At 41.1% G+C, this 25648-nt stretch carries 23 protein-coding genes, 2 tRNA genes and 1 other annotated feature; of the genes, 6 read left to right on the forward strand and 19 right to left on the reverse strand.

Annotated elements, in window-relative coordinates; all coding sequences use genetic code 11:
- Nucleotides 1-26 precede the first annotated feature (26 nt).
- From pepF to ACLV7W_RS07855, 6 genes are all read right to left on the reverse strand, one after another.
- Entirely contained in the window at nt 27-1823 is a 1797-nt protein-coding gene (gene pepF, locus ACLV7W_RS07830) for an oligoendopeptidase F (protein ID WP_153209638.1), read from the reverse strand.
- A 10-nt stretch (nt 1824-1833) separates the two neighbouring features.
- A complete protein-coding gene (locus tag ACLV7W_RS07835) occupies nt 1834-2577 on the reverse strand; it encodes a 16S rRNA (uracil(1498)-N(3))-methyltransferase (protein WP_153209637.1) in 744 nt (247 codons plus the stop codon).
- Nucleotide 2578: 1 nt separating this feature from the next.
- Complete coding sequence (gene prmA, locus ACLV7W_RS07840; protein WP_153209636.1) at nt 2579-3529, reverse strand: 50S ribosomal protein L11 methyltransferase; 951 nt, start codon at nt 3527-3529, stop codon at nt 2579-2581.
- A gap of 137 nt (nt 3530-3666) precedes the next feature.
- On the reverse strand, nt 3667-4095 hold the full coding sequence (locus ACLV7W_RS07845; RefSeq protein ID WP_153209635.1) for an NUDIX hydrolase: 429 nt from the start codon (nt 4093-4095) through the stop codon (nt 3667-3669).
- 242 nt (nt 4096-4337) lie between these two features.
- Entirely contained in the window at nt 4338-6650 is a 2313-nt protein-coding gene (locus tag ACLV7W_RS07850) for an exonuclease SbcC (RefSeq protein ID WP_153221713.1), read from the reverse strand.
- Nucleotides 6651-6695: 45 nt separating this feature from the next.
- A complete protein-coding gene (locus ACLV7W_RS07855; protein WP_084861715.1) occupies nt 6696-7166 on the reverse strand; it encodes a DUF3013 family protein in 471 nt (156 codons plus the stop codon).
- A gap of 115 nt (nt 7167-7281) precedes the next feature.
- Between ACLV7W_RS07855 and ACLV7W_RS07860 the strand changes: the two genes are divergently transcribed.
- From ACLV7W_RS07860 to ACLV7W_RS07875, 4 genes are all read left to right on the forward strand, one after another.
- A complete protein-coding gene (locus tag ACLV7W_RS07860; RefSeq protein ID WP_411865750.1) occupies nt 7282-8553 on the forward strand; it encodes a replication-associated recombination protein A in 1272 nt (423 codons plus the stop codon).
- A gap of 264 nt (nt 8554-8817) precedes the next feature.
- Nucleotides 8818-8890, forward strand: a tRNA-Lys gene (locus ACLV7W_RS07865).
- A gap of 354 nt (nt 8891-9244) precedes the next feature.
- Nucleotides 9245-9760, forward strand: a complete 516-nt coding sequence (locus ACLV7W_RS07870; protein ID WP_411865751.1) for a DUF308 domain-containing protein — start codon at nt 9245-9247, stop codon at nt 9758-9760.
- A gap of 62 nt (nt 9761-9822) precedes the next feature.
- Nucleotides 9823-9895, forward strand: a tRNA-Lys gene (locus ACLV7W_RS07875).
- Nucleotides 9896-10035: 140 nt separating this feature from the next.
- Here the strand turns inward: ACLV7W_RS07875 and ACLV7W_RS07880 are convergent.
- Together ACLV7W_RS07880 and ACLV7W_RS07885 are read right to left on the reverse strand one after the other, a co-directional pair.
- The gene (locus tag ACLV7W_RS07880) at nt 10036-11124 is read right to left on the reverse strand and encodes an AI-2E family transporter (RefSeq protein WP_084881667.1); all 1089 of its coding nucleotides are present in this window, start codon (nt 11122-11124) and stop codon (nt 10036-10038) included.
- 9 nt (nt 11125-11133) lie between these two features.
- Nucleotides 11134-12423 (reverse strand): DUF308 domain-containing protein, encoded by a 1290-nt coding sequence (locus ACLV7W_RS07885; protein ID WP_411865752.1) that lies wholly within the window; start codon nt 12421-12423, stop codon nt 11134-11136.
- A 798-nt stretch (nt 12424-13221) separates the two neighbouring features.
- Between ACLV7W_RS07885 and ACLV7W_RS07890 the strand changes: the two genes are divergently transcribed.
- Nucleotides 13222-14367, forward strand: coding sequence for a low temperature requirement protein A (locus ACLV7W_RS07890; RefSeq protein WP_411865753.1), 1146 nt, complete (start codon nt 13222-13224; stop codon nt 14365-14367).
- Nucleotides 14368-14414: 47 nt separating this feature from the next.
- Here the strand turns inward: ACLV7W_RS07890 and ACLV7W_RS07895 are convergent, their stop codons facing one another.
- Nucleotides 14415-14870 (reverse strand): GNAT family N-acetyltransferase, encoded by a 456-nt coding sequence (locus ACLV7W_RS07895; protein WP_411865754.1) that lies wholly within the window; start codon nt 14868-14870, stop codon nt 14415-14417.
- 69 nt (nt 14871-14939) lie between these two features.
- Between ACLV7W_RS07895 and ACLV7W_RS07900 the strand changes: the two genes are divergently transcribed.
- Nucleotides 14940-15599 (forward strand): prepilin peptidase, encoded by a 660-nt coding sequence (locus ACLV7W_RS07900; RefSeq protein ID WP_411865755.1) that lies wholly within the window; start codon nt 14940-14942, stop codon nt 15597-15599.
- On the opposite strand, the gene trpA is transcribed toward ACLV7W_RS07900, so the two are convergent.
- The 10 genes from trpA to ACLV7W_RS07950 form a co-directional block, all read right to left on the reverse strand.
- The gene (gene trpA, locus ACLV7W_RS07905) at nt 15571-16347 is read right to left on the reverse strand and encodes a tryptophan synthase subunit alpha (RefSeq protein WP_411865756.1); all 777 of its coding nucleotides are present in this window, start codon (nt 16345-16347) and stop codon (nt 15571-15573) included. The two genes, ACLV7W_RS07900 and trpA, sit on opposite strands and share 29 nt — an antisense overlap.
- The gene (trpB, locus tag ACLV7W_RS07910; RefSeq protein ID WP_411865757.1) at nt 16340-17563 is read right to left on the reverse strand and encodes a tryptophan synthase subunit beta; all 1224 of its coding nucleotides are present in this window, start codon (nt 17561-17563) and stop codon (nt 16340-16342) included. The genes trpA and trpB (ACLV7W_RS07910) overlap by 8 nt, the downstream gene beginning before the upstream one ends.
- Nucleotides 17541-18140: a phosphoribosylanthranilate isomerase gene (locus ACLV7W_RS07915; RefSeq protein WP_411865758.1), complete on the reverse strand. Its 600-nt coding sequence runs from the start codon at nt 18138-18140 to the stop codon at nt 17541-17543. Before ACLV7W_RS07915 ends, trpB (ACLV7W_RS07910) begins: the two co-directional genes overlap by 23 nt.
- A complete protein-coding gene (trpC, locus tag ACLV7W_RS07920; RefSeq protein WP_411865759.1) occupies nt 18127-18894 on the reverse strand; it encodes an indole-3-glycerol phosphate synthase TrpC in 768 nt (255 codons plus the stop codon). The genes ACLV7W_RS07915 and trpC overlap by 14 nt, the downstream gene beginning before the upstream one ends.
- Nucleotides 18891-19895, reverse strand: a complete 1005-nt coding sequence (gene trpD, locus ACLV7W_RS07925; protein WP_411865760.1) for an anthranilate phosphoribosyltransferase — start codon at nt 19893-19895, stop codon at nt 18891-18893. The genes trpC and trpD overlap by 4 nt, the downstream gene beginning before the upstream one ends.
- A 10-nt stretch (nt 19896-19905) precedes the next feature.
- The gene (locus tag ACLV7W_RS07930; RefSeq protein WP_000601909.1) at nt 19906-20472 is read right to left on the reverse strand and encodes an aminodeoxychorismate/anthranilate synthase component II; all 567 of its coding nucleotides are present in this window, start codon (nt 20470-20472) and stop codon (nt 19906-19908) included.
- On the reverse strand, nt 20469-21830 hold the full coding sequence (gene trpE / locus ACLV7W_RS07935; protein ID WP_411865761.1) for an anthranilate synthase component I: 1362 nt from the start codon (nt 21828-21830) through the stop codon (nt 20469-20471). The genes ACLV7W_RS07930 and trpE overlap by 4 nt, the downstream gene beginning before the upstream one ends.
- 71 nt (nt 21831-21901) lie before the next feature.
- Nucleotides 21902-22133, reverse strand: a binding site (T-box leader).
- Nucleotides 22124-23302: a tryptophan synthase subunit beta gene (gene trpB / locus ACLV7W_RS07940; protein ID WP_004262199.1), complete on the reverse strand. Its 1179-nt coding sequence runs from the start codon at nt 23300-23302 to the stop codon at nt 22124-22126. (Overlaps the previous feature by 10 nt.)
- A gap of 334 nt (nt 23303-23636) precedes the next feature.
- Entirely contained in the window at nt 23637-24866 is a 1230-nt protein-coding gene (locus ACLV7W_RS07945; protein WP_261188285.1) for a DegT/DnrJ/EryC1/StrS family aminotransferase, read from the reverse strand.
- Between the two features lie 42 nt (nt 24867-24908).
- Entirely contained in the window at nt 24909-25601 is a 693-nt protein-coding gene (locus ACLV7W_RS07950) for a sugar transferase (protein WP_223340538.1), read from the reverse strand.
- Nucleotides 25602-25648: the final 47 nt, after the last annotated feature.

Genomic DNA, 25648 nt, shown 5'->3' on the forward strand with positions numbered 1-25648 from the left:
GTCCTTAAATCCGACACCAGATACCTTTACTCTCCCAACTGGGCACTGTAGGCGATAATCTGGTCAACTGTGTCTGACAAGAATTGGATAGTATCACGGAGTGGTTTATCTGTTGAAATATCTGCTCCGATAATCATGGCTGACTCAAGTGGTGTCTTGCTGCCACCTGATTTGAGGAGATTGAGCCAATCTTCAGCTCCAGTTTCTGAATGTTTCAGATGGAGGTAACCCGCAGTCGAGATGACTAGTCCTGCTGAGTAAGTGTAACTATACAAGCCCATGTAGTAGTGAGCTTGGCGCATCCAAGTCAAAGCTGCATCATCGTCAATTTCAATGGTATCTCCCCAGAAATCGGTCAAGACTTCCTTCATAATGCTGTTGAGTTTGCTTGCTCCGAAAGTCTCCCCTTCTTCAATCAATGTATAAACCTTACGCTGGAAGGCTGCTTCCAAGAGGTGGGTGATGAAATTATGGAAGTAGGTATCTGTCAAGCGGTGGGCAAGAGCGAAGCGTTTTTGACGTGGATCGTCAGACTGGTGCTCCAAGTAATCACTTAAAAGCAATTCATTGAAGGTTGACGGCGCTTCGACATAGTAAGTAGACATGTGAGCGTTAAAGTAACTTTGGTGATTATCTGAGAAGATGAATTGGCCAGAATGCCCGATTTCATGAATCAAGGTATAAACATCGCTCAAACGACCTGTCCAGCTCATGAGGACATAAGGGTGCACACGATATGGATCCGCCGCATAACCGCCAGAATCCTTGCCACTATTGGCAGCAAAGTCCACCCAGCGTTCTTCTTGATAGCGAGCAACTTCCTGACAATATTCTTGCCCCAAAGGTTCTACCGACTTCATGACCAAATCATAGGCGTCTTCAATAGTCACTTCAGGATTCAGGGCGCTGTCCAAGTCCAATTTCCAGTCTGCAAAGGTCATCTTTTCAAGAGCATTAACCTTGGCAACATGCTTGAGGTATCTCTGAGCGACTGGCGCAAAATCCTTCATAATGAGGTCGATCTGACGATCAAACATAGCACGGTCTACTTCTTGTTCAGCTAGAAGATAATCAAAGACTGAATCGTAGCCCTTCATATCTGCCAAGAGTTTTTCAGACTTAACTTGGGCTAAATAGGCTGCTGCAGCCGTATTTTGGTGCTTACGAAGTCCCTCTGAGAAGGAACGGAAAGATTTCTCACGAACCTCAGCGTCCTCGTGGTTTTGGTAGAAATTTTCATAGGTCACAAAGCTGTTTTTGTAGGTTTTGCCATGGGCTTCAAAGTCAGCCATTTCAAAGTCCCCGGCTCGCATTTTAGTGTAAATATCCTGCGGACTGTAGAAAACTTCACCAAGATTGGTCAAGGCCTTCTCCACATCAGCCCCTAGATAGTGGGCTTTTTTGATTTTGGCCTGACGAATAGCTGCCGTCAAGTGGGGAAGCTCACCCAATCGGTCCAAGACTTCCTCGTCTGCTGCCACCAAGGCATCGTCAAAGAAGGTCAAGGCTACGCTGGCATCTGTTTCAAATTCCATCCCAGCTTGGGCAATATTGGCAAATTCTTCATTGCTATAGTCTGTCGTTTGCGGCATAAAACCATAGTTGCCAATATGGCTCATCTGAATGTAGATTTGTTCCAATTCCGCAAAGGCCTTCTCGAAATCTTCAAAAGTATGCAGATTGCCCTTGTAGTCACGGCTAAATTGGTTGATATCTTCGCGAGCTTTCTCGATTGCACGCAAGAAATCCTCACGGTCTTGGTATAGGGCTGTTAAATCCCAAAGTTCCTTCTCTGGAAATTCTGAGCGGTGTTTTTGTTCCATTTTCTTCCTCTTATTTCTCTAATTCTAATAAAACACTAAGGGCTGATAAGGCGTAAAGTGGGGCTGTTTCTGCTCGCAAAATACGAGGACCTAGGCCTGCCAAGACAGCTCCTTTAGCTTCAAAACTCTCGATTTCTGCAGGTGAGAGACCGCCTTCTGGTCCAAAGATAAAGAGCAATTTGGCTCCTTTTTCAAGACCAGCAACTGCTTGCAAGAGAGCAGCTGCTTCTCCTTCTTTTGCTGATTCTTCATAGGCCACTACGATAGAGTCAAACTGGTCCAACTGAGCTAGAAAATCTGCTTTTTTCTCAAAAAGCTTGATACTTGGGACTATATTACGCTTGCTTTGTTCTGCTGCTCCAAGGGCAATTTTTTCTAGTTTTTCAACCTTTTTGCCCAATTTCTTGCCATCCCATTTGGCTACTGACCAGTCAGCAGGAAAGGCCCAGATTTGGCTGGCACCTAGTTCTGTTACTTTTTGAGTGATGAACTCCAGCTTGTCTCCCTTGGGAAAACCTGATGCTATGGTCACTTGGATTGGTAGTTCTACATTGTCAGTTAATTCTTGGACCAACTCAAACTGACGATTTTCCACATCCAGCACGCGCGCCAAGCGCTTGATGCCATCATCAAAGACTAAGGTTACCTCATCCTCTTCTTTCAGGCGCATAACCTGAAACATATGCTTGCTGGTTTCCTTGTCCTCAATGGTCACAGGAGAGATTGCACTACCTTTGACAAAATACTGCTGCATGCTAGCCTCCAATCACCCCTGAAATATCCTTGGTCTTCTTAAAGACACAGGCATTCCATTCCCCTTGAATCATGTGGGTTTCAAGGAAAAATCCAGCTGACTCTGCTGACTCGCGCACCATGTCCCACTTGTCCTTGATAATGCCACTCATGATGAGATAGCCTTCATCCTTGACCAAGCGATAGGCATCCTCCGTCAGATGAATGAGGATATCCGCCAATATATTAGCCACAATCACATCTGCCTCAATCTCAACACCCTTGAGCAAGTCACCTGCAGCTACATGGATGTTTTCCATGCCAGGGTTGAGCTCAATATTTTCCTGAGCCACACGAACCGCCACATCATCCAGGTCATAGGCGAAAATTTCCTTGGCACCAAGAAGCGAGCTAGCAATGGAGAGGACCCCTGATCCTGTCCCCACATCCAGCACCGTTTCACCACCACGAAGGACCTGCTCCAAGGCAAAGAGGCTCATCTTAGTTGTTGGATGTGTCCCAGTACCAAAAGCCATGCCAGGATCCAGCTTGATAATCTTTTCTCCCGCAGTCGCCTCATAGTCTGTCCAAGACGGCACTATAGTCAAGTCATGAGTAATTCGAGCTGGTTCGTAGTATTTCTTCCAGTTGTCTGCCCAGTCTTCCTCAGCCAAGGCAGTCGTCCCCATCTTGACCTCACCCAAATCCATAAAATCTGTCAATTCTGCTAAGCGAGCCTGTAAGTCCGCTTCAACCACTGCCACATCAATCGTATCAGGATAGTAGGCTGTTACCACGATTTCTTCTTGTTGCTCAACCTCTGGAAAAATTTCACCAAAACAGTCAACATTTCCCACATAGTCCATGCTGTCTTCGATTGCGACTCCTTGAGCTCCCAGCTCAATCAAGAGATTGGAAACCAACTCCTCCCCCTCACGCTTAACTGTAACTTTTAACTCTTGCCATGTTTCCATTATTAAGATACCAAGCCCGTAAAACACAAAGCCAAAATAGAAAATTCTCTGAATACGCTTGTATCTAAGAGAAGTTTATCTTTTTGGTACAGTGTTTAGGGCGGGTTCAGTTTAGAAATTTAACTGAACCATCCTTTCTAATCACTTACTTTTAAATAATCTTTTAATCTCTCTTGCAACTGAGGTACAACTTGACTGGATCTAAGAAATTCCTCGACATTCTTCAACTGATAGGCCTGACCTTCATCTCCAAATACGATACTGTCAAACTGGTCCTGTGTCAACTGACCGACTAGAAATACAGATTGTTTATCCGCAAAAAGCATGCTTGGATAAACCTTACTCCAAAGCAGACAATCCTCAGTCAGATGAACTCCCAGTTCCTCAAAAACTTCACGCTCCACGCACTCAAAAGGAGTTTCATCACCTTCACGGCCACCGCCGGGAAGTTCCCACATATTGGGCCAGGGAATGTTTGCCTTATCATCGCGTAAGATAGTCAAGAGCTTATCCCCACAAAACAAAGCAATCTTACAGCCTGTGAAATCAGAAATCTCTATTTCCATGTTAAACTCCTTCGGTTAATTCCTTCTCCAGCTCGGCTAACCAGTTTTGATAATAGCTTTTCTCATCCTGCAATATTCGGATGCCAGTCACTGCCTATTCAAAAAGATAAATATTCTAATTATTTTAGAATTTTCATTTGGCTAACTTTCATTAGAATTTGGAAACCTATATATTCCCAAGAAGAGACAACATCTCCTAAACTTCATAATCTTATAAATCAATAGTTCAGCCCAAATTCCTATCAGCTTCTTCTATATTTCATATCACTAAGCCATCTTTTTATTTCTTTTTTACAGACCTCAAAAATTTTATCTTTGAGGTCTTTATTATCTTTTTCGAAACATCCTTTCCATAAATTTTCATCTTCTACTTCGTAAACTAGGATATTTTGATCACTCAATTCTTTTTTAAATTCAGTGAGATAAGATGGTTTGTGAGAATGTAGACCAATATAACCTAAGTATGGATATAGTATAAACTCATCAAAGCCATTTACAGTTACAATAATACCATTTCGTAGCGGCTGGTGATTTGGGTCAGCATTCTCCGAATAATCGTGTGGATAAAATAAAATGATACCAACTGTATTTTCTCTCTCTACAATGGCTCGTGCATCATCAACTCCTTGAGAAGGATCATAAAATTCCTCTGCAAAACGATATGTTCTTCCATCATACATACCTTTTTTTCCTGGTTCAGATAGTTGCAACAAGATATTTTTAAACTTTCCATCATCAATTCCCAATTCTTTTAAATAATCTGAAAATTCTATACTAAAATCGTAAAATACCTGAGTTTGAGAATCTATATAATTAATTTTTAAAAAAAATGTCTCATCGGAAAGTATCGTTGGTTTTGAAGCTAGTTGTCGCAAAAATTTGCTAATATCATGTTGTTTAAATTTAAACTCAGCCAATGCTTTAGTATGTCTATACCAGCTTCGCTCATCTTCGAGAATAAAAGAGTAATTAAAAGATTGTGTCGTTAATTGATCTATTATTTTTCGCAGAATAAACTTAACTTTTAAAGAATGCAAATCATTATTTAAAAAAAAATTATTCTCAAACTGTTCATATTCTTCTTTAGATAACTCCCCGACAAAATCCAGTAAATCAATTAATTCCCAATAAAATTTCAATATCATCGGTTTATAAAGTTGATTTGTATCTCTATAAAGAGTTGAATTCATAAACTTATAAAGTTCAAATCCCTTGAAAAAATAAATTCCTTTCTCATTTTTTCTACCATAATTTAACTCCCTATTATTCATTTTATTCACAAAATAGGAATCTAGAATAGTAATAAAATCATAATTTAGAGGCAGTCCTTTATTATTGACCCTGTGAATATAATCCAAAATGCCTAAGTCAGGGACAACAATGATATTAGGTTCAGAAATATAATCTGATTTTTCCAATAAAGATATTGCAGTAGATATATCTGTAATTAGCAATGTCGAAACATTACAATCAAAGAATAACCTTTTATTTTTATCAATCATATCAATAATCGTAGATGTGTTACATTTATCTAATTCATCTATAGAAAAAGTAATATTAAAGTATTCAGACATGTTTTTTAAAAGTCGTAGTAGCTGACGCTCTTTTAACTCCTCAGTAACAATACTTTTTAACTCCCGAGACAACTCTTCATTATTACTTGAAGAAATTTTCCCTCTTAATTGTAATCCCGATTTTATTATTCCTATATCAGCACTTAAATCAATAGATGACTCGGCTGATATATCTGAAGTAGTTGATTCTAAATATCTTTTTGTATCTGTTATTTCTACATCAAAATACTGTAGCTGTTGTTGAGAAATAAGCAAGAACTCCTCTAATTTTATCAGCTCGCTCGCTTTTTTTTCAAAATACTCAACCTTTTGATACAGTTCGTCAATGTTTTTTCGAAAATTTGAAATATCTACTCTATTTTTTTGAAACAGAGGAAACTTACTGTTTTGGAGTTCGTTCTGTTTATTTAAAAGCTTAAACTGTTCAAATAAATTACTAGTTTGATTTGATAACTCGTTGCATAAATTATAAATATTTGAATCAATCTCAAATTTTTCTTCAATTTTTTTCAACCTTTTACGTATTATTGAAAAATTTTTGCTTCTTTGATTCTGTTCTAACCAATCATATTTTTTTACTTTTTCCTTAGAATTATACTCTAGAGTCTGATAATACCTGCCATCATTATAAACATAATCATTAATATCATGTTCAATATCGCTCATTCTTCTAGTAATAGCGTTAGGGATTTGCATCAAAATTTCTCTATGAAAATCTTTATTGCCACTAAAATAAGAAACATTTACTACAAGAATTTCTTTGTTATCTTTAGAACCTCTATGATTTTTAACAAATTCCAAAGAAATATTTTTCAGACTTGATTTTCCTGATCCTCTGTTACCACATAAGACAAAAATCCCTTTCTCTTCTATATACATATCCTGCAACTGCTCTACTATTTCTTTTTCTGTAGGCAATAATGAAAAATAGTCTCTAGCATCACGGCTATAAGCACCAATATATTTTTTTCCCGCTGTCAAGATTTACCTCCCTTTACATTTACTCAAATAAAGTTCATCTTCTTTCTAGTATCTCGGATAAGGATAAAATTCTCCCTCTTCCAATCCAACTTTTCCTTCTTCAAAGACTTCTTGGTTCCATTCCATGACAAATTCTTCTGCTTCTGAGTCTTCCAAAAAGTCCATAAGTGCATCTAGCCCAACCTCAGCAGTATCTTTAAGGAAAAGAGCAAAATAAGCTAAAAACTCACGAGAAAAACCTTTTTTAGGCAGGTAAGGGATGACAGTCAGATAATCTTCTTCATTGACTGTTGACTTGGCAGGATTGTAAAAAAGCACTGCTTCTTCAAAGAGGATATCATCTGACGAAACCTCTCCGTCCTCGTCCACCATCTCCACACCTGCAGCGTTTTGCGCTTCCAATAGAAAACTCACTTCAACTGCGTGATTACGCTTGTCCCAACTAATCTCAAAGTCAAAGGGAAAATTCTTCTCCAACTCTTCCTCTAAAACATCTAAAAATCCATATGTTGCCATTTTGTCCTCTTTCTATGCGACTCTTTAATCGCCCCGATTGCTCGGAAATATGCTAAAATAGATACTACCATCTTACCACATATGTATCAGAAAATCCACGTTAGAAAGGACTGCTATGCCAGACAATCTCGCACTTCGCATGCGCCCTAGAACCATCGATCAGGTCATCGGTCAGGAGCATCTGGTCGGGACTGGAAAAATTATCCGCCGCATGGTGGAAGCCAACCGTCTGTCCTCCATGATTCTCTATGGCCCTCCGGGAATCGGCAAGACCAGTATTGCCTCTGCCATCGCAGGGACGACCAAGTATGCCTTTCGTACCTTCAATGCGACAGTTGATAGTAAAAAGCGACTGCAAGAAATCGCCGAAGAGGCTAAATTTTCTGGTGGCTTGGTGCTACTGCTAGACGAGATTCATCGTCTTGATAAGACCAAACAAGACTTTCTCTTACCACTCTTGGAAAGTGGTCTGGTCATCATGATTGGGGCTACGACTGAAAATCCTTTCTTTTCTGTCACTCCTGCCATTCGCAGTCGTGTTCAAATTTTTGAGTTGGAACCTCTGTCTAACCAAGACGTCAAAGAGGCTCTGCAGATAGCTCTAAGTAACCCTGAGCGTGGTTTTGATTTTCCAGTAGAACTAGATGAGGATGCGCTGGATTTCATTGCTACCTCTACAAACGGAGACCTGCGCTCTGCCTTCAACTCACTGGATTTGGCAGTTCTTTCTACCCCTGAGAATGACAAGGGCATTCGCCATATCACCCTAGACATCATGGAAAATAGCCTGCAGCGGAGCTACATCACTATGGATAAGGATGGAGATGGTCACTATGATGTTCTCTCAGCCCTGCAAAAGTCTATCCGTGGCTCAGATGTTGATGCCAGTCTTCACTATGCTGCCCGCTTGATTGAGGCTGGTGATTTGCCAAGTCTCGCTCGTCGTTTGACTGTTATCGCTTATGAAGATATCGGCTTAGCCAATCCTGAGGCCCAGATTCACACCGTGACTGCTCTGGATGCTGCCCAGAAGATTGGGTTCCCAGAAGCCCGCATTCTCATTGCCAATGTCGTGATTGATTTGGCCCTTTCTCCGAAATCCAACTCAGCTTATGTGGCTATGGATAAGGCACTTGCTGACCTCAAAACATCAGGGCACTTGCCTATTCCGCGACACTTGCGTGATGGGCACTACAGTGGAAGCAAGGAACTAGGAAATGCCCAAGACTATCTCTATCCACACAACTATCCTGGAAATTGGGTCAAGCAAGACTATCTGCCAGAAAAAATTCGCAATCATCACTATTTCCAAGCAGAAGATACTGGTAAATATGAACGGGCTTTGGCTCAAAGAAAGGAAGCTATCGACCGTTTGCGAAAAATCTGAAATCCTTTTCAAAAAATTGCACTTTCCTCTTGATTTTTTTTGAAAAAGTGGTATCATATAAACATAGAAACGCTGTGGTGTACGACTTCACACTTAAGTGTTGACCGACTATTTTTTGTATTATTAGGGAAACAAAAGTCTTCTAACAGCATGTAGGCCGTCTCACACGGAAACAGCTTCAGTTAGAGCGAGTTGCCCACCTGCTTAATTGCGCGGGTTCAATACAAACCGTGAAGTTTCGGCACCAATACAGCTTTTTTCTTTGCCTCCTTAGCTCAGCTGGCAGAGCAGCGGACTCTTAATCCGTGGGTCACAGGTTCGATCCCTGTAGGGGGCATCTAAATACAACAGGAAAAAGCCTTGTAAATCAAGGCTTTTTTTGCTTGTCTATAACTGATTTACCCCATCATTTGTCCCACATTTTAAATCTATCTTTTCTTTTTGAATCAAATTACATCTTTACAAATAGTGTAAAGCCAGTTACTTTTGCTTTGATGCCATACAATATTTTCATGTAGAGAAGACAAATTTTATCTTCTCTTTTTATTTTCAAAATAATAAAAACTGATTTTCTTTTCATGAATCAGACTGAAACTTCCAAATTTTCCATTTAGTTTATTGATATTTCCTCTAAAAAGGTGTATAATATTTTTATTATCAAACTATACTATACTATATAGGGGGTATTGAAATGAAATTTTCTAATCGTTTACTGCTATTCCTTGCAGGAGTTGTTTTTGTCCTTTTAGGACTTTTCCTATTTACACACCCAGTAGCTAATCTTGTTGTTTACAGCTGGTGGATTGCATTTGGTTTACTGGTTTCTTCTATAGCAGCTATTTTAGGCTATTTCTCTGTACCAAAAGAGCTTCGCTCACCAGCTCATCTTTTCCAAGGGATTGTTAATCTTCTCTTAGCTCTTTACCTCGTTGCCTATGGCTTTGTGACGCTGCCAGTTGTCATTCCAACTATTTTAGGAATTTGGTTAATTGTAGAAGCCATTATAGCTTTCTTTAAAGGCAATCGTCTGGGATTGATTTTCCCTATTATTGGCAACCATATCATGTGGATAGCGTTGCTTGCATTTTTACTAGGTCTAGTGATTTTGTTCAATCCAGTAGCTACAAGTGTCTTTGTCGTTTATGTCGTTGCCTTTGCATTTTTAATTGTTGGTTTCACCTATATCCTTGATGCCTTTCGTAAATAATCTAGCTGCCATTTTGGGCATATTAAAATAGCTGGGAAGTTACATTCTCAGCTTTTTCTGTTGCCTCCTTAGCTCAGTTGGTAGAGCAGTAGACTCTTAAGCTATGGGGCGCAGGTTCGAGCCCTGCAGGGGGCACATCTAAATCAACAGAAATAAGCCTTGAAACCAAGGCTTTTTTTAACGTCTAATAGCTTTTTGTAGAAAAGTATTTAAAAATAAAAGAGAAGAGAATCTCTCACTCTCTTCTCAGTATATCTTATTAAATTTAGTTTTGCTTAATCTACCTGATTTTCCTTTGCAACGACAAATTCCTTAACCAATCGATAGATAACAGCAAATATCGGTGTAAAGAATATCATCCCAAGTAAGCCAAAGAGATTGCCTCCAATACTAGCAGCCGCAAGCGTGAAAATAGCTGGCAAACCAATAGACTGACCTACAACTCTAGGATAAATAAGGTTTCCTTCAATCAGCTGTATAACTTGATATAGAAGAAGAGAAAGTAAGGCTTGAGTAGGACTCACTGTGAAGATAAAAATCGCTCCCACAACACAAGCAATCATAGGCCCTACATAAGGAATGAACGATAGCACTCCTGCAAAGATACCTGTCATTACTCCATAGGGTATCCCAAACACGCTGTAACCAACCGCTATCATAACTCCTATGATAACTGCTTCAATCAGCTGACTCATCAAAAATTGGTCATAAGTCTCTAGTGCTACTTGTCCAATGTAAGTCAACTTTATCACCACCTTCTCTGGAAGAAAAACTTTTAGAAGTCGACTCGTCATCGCTGCCAAATGTTCCTTACTGGATAAAAATAAAAAGGTGAAGACTATAATCAAAAAGGCATTCATCAAACTTGAAAAAATATTGCCGATATTACTAGTCAGACCTGATAAAAAACCTATCAAAGCTTGGCTAATAGAGCTAGACTGTCCCTGTATGCCTGATACGATAGTTGACAACATGTCTTTGGTTACAAATTCCGAGCTGCCTAGCAATTTCCCAAGTTGAGTAAGGACTGTTGAAAGGACTGTTCCCAGCTGACTAATAGTCTGGGCTAGGGTTGGCAGCACCAAAACCAAAAGAGCAATCACGATTAAGATAAGAGCTAGGAAAACAAGTACCATGGCAATCGGACGACGCAACTCTGCCTTTACCTTCAATTTAACTAAGTACTGTTCAATTTTTTTCATAGGAACATTAAGCACAAAAGCAATAACAGCACCATAAATCAAGGTTGAAGTCACGTCAAAGAAAGAGATTGCTCCTGATATAAAGCTCGATGCATTCAGAATTACAAGAGCAACCAGCCCTATAAAAAGTATTAACGGGGTGTATTTTTTTACTAAGTTCATAAATTCTCCTTAATAAACATGTTTAGATACGACTATACTATTTGGTTTTTCAAACTCTCGATTAAGGTAGGCTTGGTAAGTTCCTGGAGCGATAAATCCTTTGGGTGAGAGGATATCGGTGCCAGCCTGACCGACTATGGTATCAGCCAAGAGCACACAGTTTGTAGATAAGACAAAGTAGGATTTAAACTTAGATTTGATAAATTTATAAAGTTCCCCATCTGTCTCATGTCTGATTTTATAAGCGTAGGTGTAGTCTTCCTTACCATCACCTGTCATGATTTTATCTGCACTTGGCTCCCATGGAATCGTCAGTTGTTTCAATTCAGCCAACTTTTTCTGAACTGCTTTTTCCATTTCAGGCGTCAAATCTATCCCATAACCAAAAAGCGTTTTTTGACTCTCACGTTTACATAAGTCAATGTACTTATCACGGTCGCAAAAATATAAAACACCATCTCCAACCATACCAAATAAGGTCTCAGAAGACGGATCATAGTTGCCATAAGAAATAACACGGCCTTGATAGCAGATATCCACATGACCAATTGCCGAAAACAGAGAGGTCTCAGCTGTATGAACAAAAATTTCAAGCTCCGCTGTCTTACCAGACTTCACCATTCCAAGATGGATATCTTCTTCCTCATCAGCATTTTCCAGCATAAATTTGTTAATTTTTGCTAAAGTTCTTGCAGGGATGAGAGCGGCTAGAACAATAGGTAAGCTCATTCTTACACGACGTTTGAGATGGTTTTTCCCAATTTCCTCCTCAAACAAGAAACCGTCACGGATATTGGACACACCATAAAGGAAAAAATAAGCCCCTAATACAAAGAGTTGAAAGACAGAATTTCCTGTAGAGGACAAAAGACTAGTCCCACCAAGAAAAACTAGTACGAGTCCATCTAGTAAGAGACGAAAACGAGGTCGAATTTTGTTTTTGCGGTAGAGAACATAGGTGACAAGGTTAATACTAGCATGAAAAATCTGATAAACTCCAATCACAAGAGCCAAAATATAAATCGGCACATCCGTCGCAAGATTGGAGCCAAGCAAATATCCCAGCACTAACAATTTAACCAGTGCAACTCCCAAGGTGTCCGTTGACTGACTTTTTTTGAAAATACGTAATACTAAATCTAAGACCGTTGCTATCCAAGCTAAAAACAGAACCAGTCGAATAACCTTTACTGGCAACCAAGTCCCCGTGACCATCAAGATGAGACCTAGCAGAACAAACAAGAACCCCTGAGCAAGTAATTTCTTACCTGTCAGACCTAAAGATAGAATTTTCGCCATATAAAAACCTTTCAACAATAAAAATTAAACACTCCGATTAAACTGACTAGTAAATAGCCAACACTACAAACAGCCTGTGCCAGCAACATATGGTGACTAGAAATGACTGTAGTAATGTCACCATCTTGTCTTATGCACTTCTAAAATTTGTTATATTGATTAGAAACCAGAGCTTATAAAAACTAGCTAAACTCGAGAGATAGACACAATTGCGACGAAAAAATGTATAACCAATTCAACTTGTTAAGGTAAGAAAGCATTATTTCCAATCTATTAATTATTCATCTATTACCTATTATGACACAATATTCCCTATAGTTCAACTTTTTACTTGTTTTTATATTACACGGACTAAAAAGTTTTCAACAGTTGATTGCATTTGTTTTAATAAGTTTTAACCTTTCTTGGTTAGATAAAAAAAGAACCATACAGTTTAGAATCTGTATGGTTTTTGCCCCACTTTTGTCCCATTTTTAAATCATGACATTGAAAATACCTAAAATCACTTATATTTCAACTTTTTAATTACTTTCAAGATGATATAGTCTCCCAAATCCATGGGGGCATCTACATACAACAGGAAAAGCCTTGGAATCAAGGCTTTTTTGTGTAGTCTTAGCACTAAAAAACGATAGAAAAAACACCCCTTCTGAACTGCACCCCAAAAGTTAGACAGAAAAAACCTAACTTTTGTGGCGCAGTTCATTCGCGTCACATGAAGTTATTTAAGCATCTCCCTTTTTTTATTACCATTTTCTGTTATAATAAATTGTACTTCTAAAATAGAAAGGTCTTAAGATGACAACTCTTATTAAACATAAACGTGTAGAATTTTCAGAACTTTTTTATGACCTAGTTTTTGTTTTTGCAATTTCAAAAGTAACTACTTTAATTGACCATCTTCATAACGGTATTTTGACTTGGAATTCTTTCCTTGATTTTTTCATTGCTACTTTGTTTCTCATCGATTCCTGGATGATTCAAACCGATTATACCAATCGCTATGGAAAGAACTCTTTATTTAACATAGTAATCATGTTTATCAAAATGGGAATTTTACTCTTTATAGCCAATATGATTGGACCTGATTGGCAACAATATTTTCATTATCTCTGTTGGGCTATTGGTACATTAACCCTTACCTTATTTTTTCAATATTTGGTTGAATTTTTTAGAAAATCAACCGATGATGCTAATCGGGAAAGTATCAAAGGTTTTCTATGGATAACAGGTCTAGGAAGTTTAGGATTCTATCTAGCAGCTCTTCTTCCTATTTACATTGGAGTCTATATCTTATTTGCTAGTATTCTGCTAACATTTATTATGCCAAGTATCTTGCTTAATAAAGATAAGCATTACCAGGTAAATCTCCCCCATTTAATCGAGCGTATCTCCCTTCTTGTCATTATTATGTTTGGAGAGATGATTACGGAGCTAGCTAACTTCTTTACAATCGAGAATTTCTCGATTTATTCGGTTCTTTATTTCATTATTATGATTTCTCTGTTCTTGTTTTATTTTGGTCAATTCGACCATGCTATTGATGAAAAATCTAATCAAAAGGGACTATTTCTAATTTACAGTCACTATCCTATTTTCATTGGACTTCTTATGATGACCGTTTCGATGAGTTTTCTTCAGAATCCTGAAGCTAATCGTCTCTTTGCAACCAGCTTCTCTTATATCGGATTTGGCCTCTTTCAAGCTGCTGTCCTAGTAAATGGGCCCTATAACAAACACTATCTTCGCTATTCGAAAAGTTACTACTGTGTCCAAGCGACACTCTATCTGGCTACCTTGATTCTCTCTTTAATCTTTGCTTCTAATCCTATAATAGTAGTGAGTATAACAACCATTTTAGCTCTAGCTATAGCTATTCATTCTATTTATTTTTATATGACACAGACTAAAAAACATTCCACACCTTACTGGGAGTTGTTTTAATGAGTTTATAACATAAAAAAGCCTTGGAATCAAGGCTTTTTTGCTTTCTATCTAAACTTTTTCATAACGTATTTTCGTACAGGTGCTTCAATGGTTTGAACAATTTCAAATCCTTCTTTTTGATAAAGGTGCTTGGCTGCTTGATTTGCCTCGTAGACATTTAGTGAAATAGTATCTATGTCTTCATTTTCAAAGGCCAAACTAACAAATTTCCTTAAAGCCTGCCCACCTAAGCCTTGTCCCTGTTTCTGGGGGTTGATAAAAAATCTCCCGATATGAAGATTCCTGTCTTCTAGCCTGATTTTCTGGATAAGCCCCACAAACTCTTGTCCTTCAAAGATTGAAAAGATTCCTTCCAAATCTTGCAAGACTTGAATTGTCAAGGGAAAAGGAATCATTGTTCCCATCCATTGTTCTTGAAAGGATTTGCCAAGGGAGTTGGACCATTGGCATACGAGCTGAGCGTTTTCTATACTCACCTTTTCTTCAAAACGAATTGTCATCTTGACCTCCCCATCTTATCTATGTTTCTCCATTATACTACTTCTCCCATTTTTTACGAATAGATAAGTATGATTGATTTTTATTTTTTTCTTGTCGGGAGCATTCTCGCTTCCTTTCTTGGTTTGGTCATTGACCGCTTTCCAGAGCAATCCATTATCAGTCCAGCAAGTCACTGCGATTCCTGTCAGACTCGCTTGCGCCCCTTAGATTTGATTCCGATTCTCTCGCAGGTCTTTCATCGCTTTCGCTGTCGCTACTGCAAGGCTCCTTATCCAGTCTGGTATGTCCTTTTTGAACTAGGCTTAGGACTCCTCTTTCTATCTTGGTCTTGGGGATTACTTTCCTTGAGTCAAGTCATCCTAATCACTGGTGGCTTGACCTTAGGTATCTACGACTTTCACCATCAGGAATATCCCTTACTGGTCTGGATGACTTTCCACCTAATCCTCATGGCTTCCACTGGCTGGAATCTGGTCATGGTCTTCTTCCTTGTCCTTGGAATGTTAGCTCATTTTATCGATATCCGCATGGGCGCAGGGGATTTTCTCTTTTTAGCTTCTTGTGCTCTCGTCTTTAGCGTAACCGAATTACTTATCTTGATTCAGTTTGCTTCTGCGACAGGAATTCTAGCCTTTCTCCTGCAAAAGAAAAAGGAAAGGCTTCCTTTTGTGCCTTTCCTCTTACTCGCTGCTTGCGTGATTATTTTTGGTAAGCTACTGCTTGTTTGATAAAGTCCTGAATCGGCTCTCCTTGGTGGAGAGCTTTTACAATTTTCGAACCAACGATAACACCATCTGATACCGCATTGAAACGTTCAACATCGGCTTGACTAGATACACCAAAACCTGTCAAGACTGGGATATCGGCTACTTGATGCAGTTGTGCCAAGTGCTTATCCAAGTCTGCACGGTAATTGCCTGATTTCCCTGTCACCCCATTGATAGCAACGGCATAGACGAATCCTTCTGCCCCATCAATCAACTCTTTCTGGCGCTCAATCCCTGTGGTCAAGCTTACTAAAGGAATCAAAGCAATGTCTGTGTCTGCCAAAAATGGTTCTACAAAGTTGGCATGCTCATGAGGAAGGTCTGGAATAATCAAGCCCTTAACCGCTGTATCTGCCAAATCTTTGACAAAGTTCTCAACACCGTACTGAAAGAGGGGGTTGAAGTAGGTCATGATGACCAGCGGAACCTCTGTTTCAATGGTTTTCAAGGTTTCAACCAAAGCCTGGGTAGAGGTCCCATGGGCTAAACTGCGCAAGCCAGCTTCTTCGATAACAGGTCCATCTGCAACAGGGTCTGAAAAGGGAATGCCCACTTCAATGGCAGAGACACCCAAATCTTCTAAAAAGTGAATTGTTTCAGCAAGACCGTCCAAACCTTTTTCGTGGTCACCAGCCATGATATAGGGAACGAAAATTCCTTTTCCAGTTGCTTTTATAGCATTCAATTTTTCTGTTAGTGTCTTAGGCATGAGCTTCTCCCTTCTTTGCTGCATCTGCTTCCAAGCGGTCTTTGACTTGAACCACATCCTTGTCCCCACGACCTGATAGACAGACAATCATGGATTTGTCTGGTCCAAGTTCTTTGGCCAATTTCACCGCAAAGGCGATAGCATGACTAGATTCTAAGGCTGGGATAATTCCTTCCACACGAGACAAGAGTTGGAATCCTTCCAAGGCTTCTTCGTCAGTCACAGGAACATAGCTGGCACGTTTAATATCGTGGTAGTGAGAATGTTCTGGACCGATACCAGGATAGTCCAAGCCTGCTGAAATAGAGAAGGCTTCAAGAATTTGACCATGGGCATCTTGGAGCACATCCATGAGAGAACCGTGAAGAACACCAGGACGACCCTTGGTCAAGGTAGCTGCATGGTGCTCCGTATCCACACCAAGTCCAGCTGCTTCAGCCCCATACATGGCTACTGACTCATCTTCTACAAATGGATGGAAGAGCCCGATAGCATTAGAACCACCACCAACACAGGCTACTAAAGCATCTGGCAGATCTTGTCCTGTCAAGTCACGGTACTGTTGTTTAGCTTCTCGACCAATAACGCTTTGGAAGTCACGAACGATTTCTGGGAAAGGATGAGGCCCCAAGGCAGAACCAAGGATATAGTGGGTATCATCAATATTAGCTACCCATGAACGAAGGGCTGCATTGACTGCATCCTTGAGCACGCGCGAACCATCTGTCACTGCCTCAACCTTGGCTCCCAAAAGCTCCATGCGGAAGACATTGAGGGCTTGGCGTTTAACATCTTCCTCACCCATATAGATGGTACATTCCATGTTAAAGAGGGCTGCAGCAGTTGCAGTTGCCACACCGTGCTGACCAGCACCTGTTTCAGCGATAATTTTCTTTTTACCCATGCGTTTAGCCAGAAGAACTTGTCCCAAGGCATTGTTAATCTTGTGGGCCCCTGTATGGTTAAGGTCTTCCCGTTTGAGATAAATCTTGGCTCCGCCGATATGCTGAGTCAAGTTTTTTGCGTAGTAAAGAGGAGTTTCACGCCCCACATACTGGCGTAAGAGCTGGTTTAATTCCTCTTGGAAACTTGGGTCTGCCTGACTTTCACGATAAGCCTTCTCCAACTCCAAAACTGCTGTCATCAATGTTTCTGGGACAAAACGTCCGCCGAATTTTCCGTAAAATCCATCTTTATTTGGTTCTTGATATACCATTCTTTGCCCTCTCTATAAATCTTCTAATCTTTTCCTGATCTTTTTGTCCATCTGTCTCCACTCCGCTTGATACATCAACTGCATAGGGAGTAAAGTGTTGAATTGCTTTTACTACATTGTCTTCATTAAGCCCACCTGCGATAAAGAAGGGCTGAGTTAGTCCAATCGTATCCAGTCGGCCCCAGTCAAAGGTCTGGCCACTTCCTGCCACAGGGGCATCAAAGAGTAGATAGTCTGCCTGAGAATTGGGCACATGACCCTCTCCATTCACCTGTACCGCCTGAATGCTGGCACAAGGCAAATCCTCAAACAAATCATCTGCCACCTGACCGTGAACTTGAACCAAGTCCAAGCCAACTTTGTCAATGACTTCTAGCAGTTCTGCCCGACTTGGTGAAACAAATACACCAACCTTTTTGACATCTGCAGGAATAAGCTTTGCCAGCTCAACAGCCTGTTCCAAGCTCACCTGTCTTTTACTGGGTGCGAAGACAAAACCGATATAGTCTGCCCCTGCTGAAACGGCTGTTTCTACCGCTTCTTTGGTAAATAGTCCACAAATCTTAACCTTTGTCAATCTGCAACTCCTTGATTCTCTGGGCTACATCTTCTGCCTGCATAAGAGCTGTCCCAACTAAAATTCCATTAAAGTATGGTGCTACTCGTTCCGCATCCTGCCCTGTGAAAATAGCAGATTCAGAAATGTACAAGCAATCATTTTTGAAATGTTTAGCCAAATCTACACTGGTCTGCAAGTCAACTTCAAAGGTAGTCAAATTGCGGTTATTGACTCCGATAATCTGGGCACCAAGTCTGTGAGCCACTTCTAGTTCAGCTAGATTGTGAGTTTCCACCAAGACTTCCAGACCAAGCTCTGTCGCATAGTCATAAAGTTCCTTGAGGAGTTCTTCGGACAAGGCTGCCACAATGAGCAAGATGACTGTCGCACCTGCATTGCGAGCGCGGATAATTTGCTTTTCATCAATGATAAAATCCTTGTTGAGGGTCGGAATGTTTACCTGACTGGAAATCTCTCGCAGATAATCCAAATGTCCTTTAAAGAAAACTTCATCTGTCAGAACTGAAATCATCACTGCTCCGTTCGCTTCATAAGTCTGGGCCTGTTGCACAATATCCACATCGAGATTGATATCTCCCAAACTAGGGCTAGCTTTCTTGACCTCAGCGATTACCTGCAAACGGTCTTGATGTTGTTTTAGATAGTCAGCCAAGCGATAGGTCTGGTGCAGGGGCTGGATTTCCTCCAGCTCCATCTGCTCAACCTCACGCGCCTTCTGCTCCAAGATTCGTGCTAAAAATTCCTGACTCATTTTTGGTACTCCTGTAACAGTCTGAGTTTTTCAAGGGCCTTGCCACCAGCAATTACTTGACGGGCCAAGGCAACTCCATCCTTGATATTATCTACCTTACCATTAGCATAGAAACCAAGACCAGCATTTAAAACTGTCGTTTCCAAGAATGGACTTGGTTCGTTTTTAAGAACGCTGAGCAAAATTTCTGCATTTTCCTGAGCATTGCCTCCACGAATATCTTCGATAGCGTAGCGCTCCATCCCCAAATCCTCTGGAGTAAAGCTTGACAAGGTGATTTCGCCATTTTCAAGAAGAGCAATCTTGGTTGTTCCGTTCAAGCCAGCTTCATCAAGACCTTCTGGTCCAGCAACCACAATGGCACGCTTACGACCCATATTTTTCAAAACCTGAGCTGTACTTTCTAAAAGTTCTGGACGACTAATTCCAAGAAGCTGTGTTTCCAAAGCCATTGGGTGAATCAGGGGACCAGTCAAGTTCATAATCGTTGGAATTCCCAATTCCAAACGAGCTGGCATGATGTATTTCATAGCTGGATGCATGTTTTTAGCAAAGAGAAAGACGATGCCAGTCTTATCAAAGACCTTACCTAGTTCAGCTGGTTTGAGGTCTAGGTTGATACCCAAGGCTTCGAGGACATCTGCAGAACCAGATTTAGAAGAAATCGAGCGGTTACCGTGTTTGGCCATATGAACACCACCACCAGCCAAGACAAAGGCTGCAGTTGTCGAGATGTTAAAGCTGAAAGACTTATCTCCACCTGTACCACAGTTGTCCATGGCATCATGAATCTCAGTTGGAATATGTTGGGCATGCCCTCTCATGACTTGGGCAATGGCTGTGCGTTCTTCAGGTGTTTCCCCCTTCATCTTAAGAGCCAAGAGAAGAGAAGCAATCTGCGCCTCCGTTACACGGCCAGTTACGATACGCTCGACGACATCCGTCATTTCCACACCTGATAAATTTTCAAATTTTGCTAGTTTTTCAATAATCTCTTTCATCCTAGTTTCCTCACTTTACAACCTTCTCGATAAAATTCCGAATAGAAGACAAGCCATCTGGCGTTCCGATACTCTCTGGATGGTACTGGAAACCATAAATTGGTAGATTTTTGTGTTGAATTCCCATAATGGCCTGGTCATCAGTTGAACGAGCTGTCACTTCGAAGTCTTCTGGCATCTCTTCAATTAAAATACTGTGATAACGCATGACCGCACGGCCATCCTCGATACCTTGATACAAAACAGATGGCGCTTCAAAGCTGATATTGCTCTGTTTCCCATGCATGACTTTGGGAGCCAATCCTAGCTTACCACCAAAGACTTCTGCAATGGCTTGGTGACCCAAACAAATCCCAAGAATCGGCTTTTTGCCAGCAAAGTCACGAATCATATCTTCCATCTTTCCAGCATCAACTGGCCAACCAGGACCAGGAGAAAAGACCAGACCATCTGCTTTTTCAGCTTCTTCATACAGCTTAGGATCATCATTTCTCAAGACCTGAACTTCTGCGAAATTTCCAATGTATTGGGCCAAGTTATAGGTAAAAGAATCATAGTTGTCAATCAATAAAATCATGGTCTTAGTTCTCCAATTCTAGTCATAGATTTAGCCTTGTTAATGGTTTCTTGGTATTCATTTTGGGCGACAGAGTCGTAGACAATTCCTGCCCCAGCCTGCACATAGGCTGTTTGATTTTTGAGAATCATAGTTCGGATGGCAATGGCGAAGTCCATATCACCCGTCGCAGACAAGTAGCCGATTGCTCCTGCGTATACGCCCCGTTTTTCTGTTTCCAGTTCATAGATACGTCTCATGGCCCGAATCTTTGGTGCTCCTGAAACGGTTCCAGCAGGAAGCGTTGCTTTCAAGGCATCCATGGCAGTGAGTTCTGGAAGCAAACGCCCCTTGACCACACTGGTCAAATGCATGACGTAGCGGAAGAGCTCTACTTCCATATACTTGGTAACTTGGACACTTGCTGTTTCAGAGATGCGACCAATATCATTACGACCTAAGTCTACCAACATTCGATGCTCTGCTGTTTCCTTCTCATCCGAAAGCAGGTCTGTCGCCAAATCCTTGTCCTCTTCATCCGTTGCTCCTCTTGGTCGTGTACCCGCAATCGGATTGGTTGTCACGATGCCATTTTTAACAGAAACCAAACTTTCTGGACTAGCGCCGATGATTTGATAATCCCCAAAATCATAGAAATAAAGGTAATTAGATGGATTGGTCACGCGAAGATTTCTGTAGAAGTCAAATGGATTTCCAGTAACTTCTGCTGAGAAGCGTTGACTGAGCACACATTGGAACATGTCACCATTTCGAATCAAGTCACGAGCTGTTTCCACCATTTCCTCAAACTTCTGAGGAGCGATATGGGGTTTGAAGTCAAGCGGTGATAAATCCAAATCTTCAAATTCATTTGCTGCAGGAATGCGTAATTCCTCAAGCACTTGGTTCAATGCTTCTTCCAAGTCTTCTTGACTGCGCTCGCTATAAATAGCATCCTCGATGACATGGATTTTTTCCTTCTTGTGGTCAAAGACCATGTAGCTCTCATAGACAAAGAAATGCATGTCTGGCGTCCCAATTATATCCTCAGGGATTTGACCAATTTCTTCATAAAGAGAAATCATATCGTAACCCACAAAACCAATGGCTCCTCCACCAAAAGGTAGGTCTGAATGGTGTTGGCTCTTATAAGTTACTTCATAAAGGAAATCCAAGGGATCACGATCAATCACTTGCCCATTTTGATAAAGAACTCCATTTTCAAACTTAATCTCAAAAACAGGATTATAGGCTAAGATAGAAAAACGAGCTGTTTCCTTGTCTCTCGGAATACTCTCTAAAATAACCTTGTGTTGCCCCTTTAGGCGCATATAAGCCAAGATTGGTGATAAGACATCTCCATGAATGATTCGTTCCATTGTAATTTCCCTTTCAGTTCTACTTCTAGTCCGTGGCGACTGTATGAAAAATCCCCACGCAAAATAACTTGCGTGAGGACGAAATTCGCGGTGCCACCTCAATTATAGGATTTCTCCTATCTCTCATTCCTGTCTCAGAAACCTCCTGTAACAGGCTGTGCGATAAAGGGCACTCCCTTGAGAATTATGTTTTTTTCTCTTGTTTCAAATGGACCCACCCTTACAACTTTCTCTGCTTGTTTCCAGCAACCACAAGCTCTCTGTGAGAGAAAGGACTGTAATTTTTCCATCTTTTATTTTTTAGCTTCAAGGTAGTCTGCAATCGCAGCTACGTCCTTGTCTCCACGACCAGAGACATTGATGATGATAATGTCGTCTTTACTTAGTTTCGGTGCACGTTTAACTGCTTCTGCGATAGCGTGCGAACTTTCAATTGCTGGGATGATTCCTTCAGTCTTGCTGAGAAGGAGGAGAGCCTGAACAGCTTCTTCGTCTGTCGCTGCCACATATTCCACGCGACCTGAATCTTTAAAGTAGGCGTGTTCTGGGCCAACTCCTGGATAGTCCAATCCAGCTGAGATAGAGTAAACTGGAGCTAGCTCTCCGTCTTCCTTAAAGACTGCATAAGTCTTCATGCCGTCGACAATTCCGATACTACCTTTTGTCATAGTAGCTGCGTGCTTGTCTGTATCAAGTCCGTGACCAGCAGCTTCGACCCCAACCAATTTGACTTCTTCATCAGCCACATACTGAGAAAAAGCACCAATAGCATTGGAACCACCACCTACACAGGCAATAACGTAGTCTGGTAAACGACCTTCTTTTTCTAAGATTTGACGGCGAGATTCTTCACTGATGACCTTTTGGAACTCGTGGACAATGGTAGGATAAGGGTGAGGACCTACAGCAGATCCCAGAACATAGAAGGCTTCAAGGTCATTCATCCATGCTCCAAAGGCTGCATCAACAGCATCTTTGAGGGTACGAGTCCCTGTTTCAACTGCATGAACAGTTGCTCCCATCATCTCCATACGGAAAACATTGAGACGTTGACGCTCTACATCTTCTGCCCCCATGTAGACATCACAAGCCATACCAAACTTGGCTGCAGCCGCTGCTGTCGCAACACCGTGCTGACCAGCTCCTGTTTCCGCAATCACTCGTTTTTTGCCCATACGTTTGGCCAAAAGAATTTGTCCTAAAACATTGTTGAGCTTGTGAGAACCAAGGTGGTTAAGGTCTTCACGTTTGAGATAAATCTTAGCTCCACCTAGGTGCTCTGTCAAACTTTCTGCAAAATAGAGTGGTGTTTCGCGACCGGAATAGTCCTTTAAGTAATGACGAAATTCTGCCAAAAATTCTGGATCATCCTTGTACTTGTCAAATGTCACTTCCAACTCATCCAACAAAGCCTGAATCGGTTCCGGTACAAAACTACCACCAAATTGTCCAAAATAACCTTTAGTTGTCATAAAATTTTTCCTCTTTTTTCAGTATTAATTTCAAGATATGAAAAAGCCCACACACAGATTGAATTCTGTGTGAGGGCGTTGGTAACGCGGTGCCACCTCAATTATAAAGGGACTATTCCCCTTTACATCTCTGCCTTGTCTAACAACAAGTTGCACTGTAAGGTGTGCGCACCGAATTTTCATTGTTTCAAATTCATTTTTAAAATCAGCCCACTTTCACTACTTCCAACCACCTGTTCACAATCACCACAGGCTCCCTGAAGATCAAAAATAGTTACTTTTCTGATTTGTTGAACTTATTTTAATACTTTGTTTTTTCTTTGTCAAGACTTTCTTACAATTTTTTTGATGAAGCTAATACTTTTTCAGAAACTGTTTTGAAAGTCTCAATGATATAGTCCACTTCTTCATCGCTTAATTTAGTGTGAAGAGGGAGCGTAATTTCATTTTCAAAGAAGGCATAAGCCTTAGGATAATTCGCCATATCAAAGCCAAGATTCTTATAGGCTGTCAAGAGCGGAAGCGGTTTGTAGTGGACATTACTTGCAATTCCTGCTTTGGCCAATTCTTGGATGATAAGATTGCGTTCTTCTAAGCTCGCTCCTTCTACATGGGTGATGTAAAGGTGGCGTGAAGATTCGACAGTTTCAGTCTTGTGTGCCAAAGGATGGATGCGAGAACCTGCAAAACCACGATCATAGCGGTCCACGATGTCCTTACGACGTTCTAGCAAACCAGGGTAACGGTCCAATTGTACCAAACCAAGAGAAGCCATGATATCGGTCATATTGCACTTGTAGGCTGGTGTGACGATATCGTATTCCCATGAGCCCAGTTGCATCTTGGCAAGAGCATCCTTAGTTTGCCCGTGAAGGGAAAGAATTTGGAATTCCTTGTACATCTCTTCGTCATCAATCGCTGGATTGGCCTTCCAAGTCGCACTTCCTCCCTCAGCAGTTGTAAAATTCTTAACGGCATGGAATGAGAAGGAAGTAAAGTCAGCAATAGAACCAGCAGGTTGCCCTTTATAAGTAGATCCCAAAGCGTGGGCACTATCAGAGACAATCACGATACGGTTAAAGGCCTTTTGCCACTTACTAGTAGCTGTAAAGAGGTCACGTTTCTTCTCCACAACTTGGAACAAACGGTCATAGTCGCACACAATCCCCGCAAGCTCAACAGGAATAATCACCTTAGTCTTTTCAGTGATAGCTTGCTCCAGCAAGTCATAGTCCATTTCAAAAGTATCTGCTTGGATATCCACCATGACAGGTGTTGCTCCTACGTGCGTGATGACACTACATGAAGCTGTGTAAGTCATGGCTGGAACGATGACTTCATCTCCAGGTCCCACTTCCAAAACACGCAAAATCAACTCAAGAGCGGCTGTCGCAGAGTTGAGGCAGACAGTCTTAGGTGTCTGTGTATATTGAGATAAGCGACGCTCCAGTTCTTTGGTCTTAGGACCTGTCGTGATCCAACCAGAACGAAGGGTATCCGCTACTTCAGCAATTTCTGCTTCTGTAATATCGGGTGGTGAAAATGGAATATTGTAATTTGGCATTGATTTGCTCCTTTTGTCTGTACTCATTTTCTCATGACTACTTTATTTTAGCACTTCAAACACGGTTTGAAACATGATTTTGATGTCTCCAAGGAAACTAAACTCTCGGAGATAGGCGAGATTATAGCGCATCTTTTCAGGAAGAACATGCTCTACATAGGCTTGGTCAACAGACAGACCTTTCTCTGTCATTTGACTGATGATGGTGTCCTCATCCTTGTAGTTGATGCTGGCCGGAGAGGTAATTCCTGCCGGTAAAAGCAAGGTCGCCATCATTTCAGGGCTATACTGCTCTGTGTAACGTGGCACTTCAGGACGCGTCCCTACAAAGGACATCTCTCCTTTAAGGACATTGACCAGCTGAGGCAGTTCGTCCAAGCGCACACGTCGGATGAAATTTCCAACCTTGGTAATGCGGCTGTCGTTAGCCGAAGTCACCAGACTGCCTTTTTTATCCGCATCCGTCACCATGGTACGGAACTTCCAAATCTTGAAAGGACGGTTGTACTGGGTCACGCGCTCTTGCTTGTAAATGACGGGTCCCTTGCTATCCAACTTGATCCAAATACTCAAGATCAGAAAGACTGGGGAAGTCAAAATTAGCAAGACCAAGGCCAAAACCCAGTCCAAACAACGCTTGAAAATCAGCGACCCCTTCCTTTTAGAGACAAGCTGGTAGTAAGACTCAACCTCGCTTGATTTCATTTCCACGGGCAAGTCTTCCCATTTCAGCATGCTGTTTCTCCTTTGTTTTTATTATACTATTTGTCAACATTTTTCAT

It is taken from the genome of Streptococcus mitis (genome assembly GCF_965111735.1).
Taxonomy (GTDB): domain Bacteria; phylum Bacillota; class Bacilli; order Lactobacillales; family Streptococcaceae; genus Streptococcus; species Streptococcus mitis_DR.

What these genes read in the sequence shown, in the direction of transcription:
- trpC (WP_411865759.1), bottom strand. Translation starts at nt 18,894, where the DNA reads ATGAGTCAGGAATTTTTAGCACGAATCTTGGAGCAGAAGGCGCGTGAG.
- ACLV7W_RS07835 (WP_153209637.1), bottom strand. Translation starts at nt 2,577, where the DNA reads ATGCAGCAGTATTTTGTCAAAGGTAGTGCAATCTCTCCTGTGACCATT.
- ACLV7W_RS07945 (WP_261188285.1), bottom strand. Translation starts at nt 24,866, where the DNA reads ATGCCAAATTACAATATTCCATTTTCACCACCCGATATTACAGAAGCA.
- ACLV7W_RS07890 (WP_411865753.1), top strand. Translation starts at nt 13,222, where the DNA reads ATGACAACTCTTATTAAACATAAACGTGTAGAATTTTCAGAACTTTTT.
- trpA (WP_411865756.1), bottom strand. Translation starts at nt 16,347, where the DNA reads ATGCCTAAGACACTAACAGAAAAATTGAATGCTATAAAAGCAACTGGA.
- ACLV7W_RS07845 (WP_153209635.1), bottom strand. Translation starts at nt 4,095, where the DNA reads ATGGAAATAGAGATTTCTGATTTCACAGGCTGTAAGATTGCTTTGTTT.
- ACLV7W_RS07870 (WP_411865751.1), top strand. Translation starts at nt 9,245, where the DNA reads ATGAAATTTTCTAATCGTTTACTGCTATTCCTTGCAGGAGTTGTTTTT.
- ACLV7W_RS07900 (WP_411865755.1), top strand. Translation starts at nt 14,940, where the DNA reads ATGATTGATTTTTATTTTTTTCTTGTCGGGAGCATTCTCGCTTCCTTT.
- trpB (WP_004262199.1), bottom strand. Translation starts at nt 23,302, where the DNA reads ATGACAACTAAAGGTTATTTTGGACAATTTGGTGGTAGTTTTGTACCG.
- prmA (WP_153209636.1), bottom strand. Translation starts at nt 3,529, where the DNA reads ATGGAAACATGGCAAGAGTTAAAAGTTACAGTTAAGCGTGAGGGGGAG.
- ACLV7W_RS07885 (WP_411865752.1), bottom strand. Translation starts at nt 12,423, where the DNA reads ATGGCGAAAATTCTATCTTTAGGTCTGACAGGTAAGAAATTACTTGCT.
- ACLV7W_RS07860 (WP_411865750.1), top strand. Translation starts at nt 7,282, where the DNA reads ATGCCAGACAATCTCGCACTTCGCATGCGCCCTAGAACCATCGATCAG.
- ACLV7W_RS07855 (WP_084861715.1), bottom strand. Translation starts at nt 7,166, where the DNA reads ATGGCAACATATGGATTTTTAGATGTTTTAGAGGAAGAGTTGGAGAAG.
- ACLV7W_RS07880 (WP_084881667.1), bottom strand. Translation starts at nt 11,124, where the DNA reads ATGAACTTAGTAAAAAAATACACCCCGTTAATACTTTTTATAGGGCTG.
- trpD (WP_411865760.1), bottom strand. Translation starts at nt 19,895, where the DNA reads ATGAAAGAGATTATTGAAAAACTAGCAAAATTTGAAAATTTATCAGGT.
- ACLV7W_RS07950 (WP_223340538.1), bottom strand. Translation starts at nt 25,601, where the DNA reads ATGCTGAAATGGGAAGACTTGCCCGTGGAAATGAAATCAAGCGAGGTT.
- pepF (WP_153209638.1), bottom strand. Translation starts at nt 1,823, where the DNA reads ATGGAACAAAAACACCGCTCAGAATTTCCAGAGAAGGAACTTTGGGAT.
- trpB (WP_411865757.1), bottom strand. Translation starts at nt 17,563, where the DNA reads ATGGTATATCAAGAACCAAATAAAGATGGATTTTACGGAAAATTCGGC.
- ACLV7W_RS07895 (WP_411865754.1), bottom strand. Translation starts at nt 14,870, where the DNA reads ATGACAATTCGTTTTGAAGAAAAGGTGAGTATAGAAAACGCTCAGCTC.
- ACLV7W_RS07930 (WP_000601909.1), bottom strand. Translation starts at nt 20,472, where the DNA reads ATGATTTTATTGATTGACAACTATGATTCTTTTACCTATAACTTGGCC.
- trpE (WP_411865761.1), bottom strand. Translation starts at nt 21,830, where the DNA reads ATGGAACGAATCATTCATGGAGATGTCTTATCACCAATCTTGGCTTAT.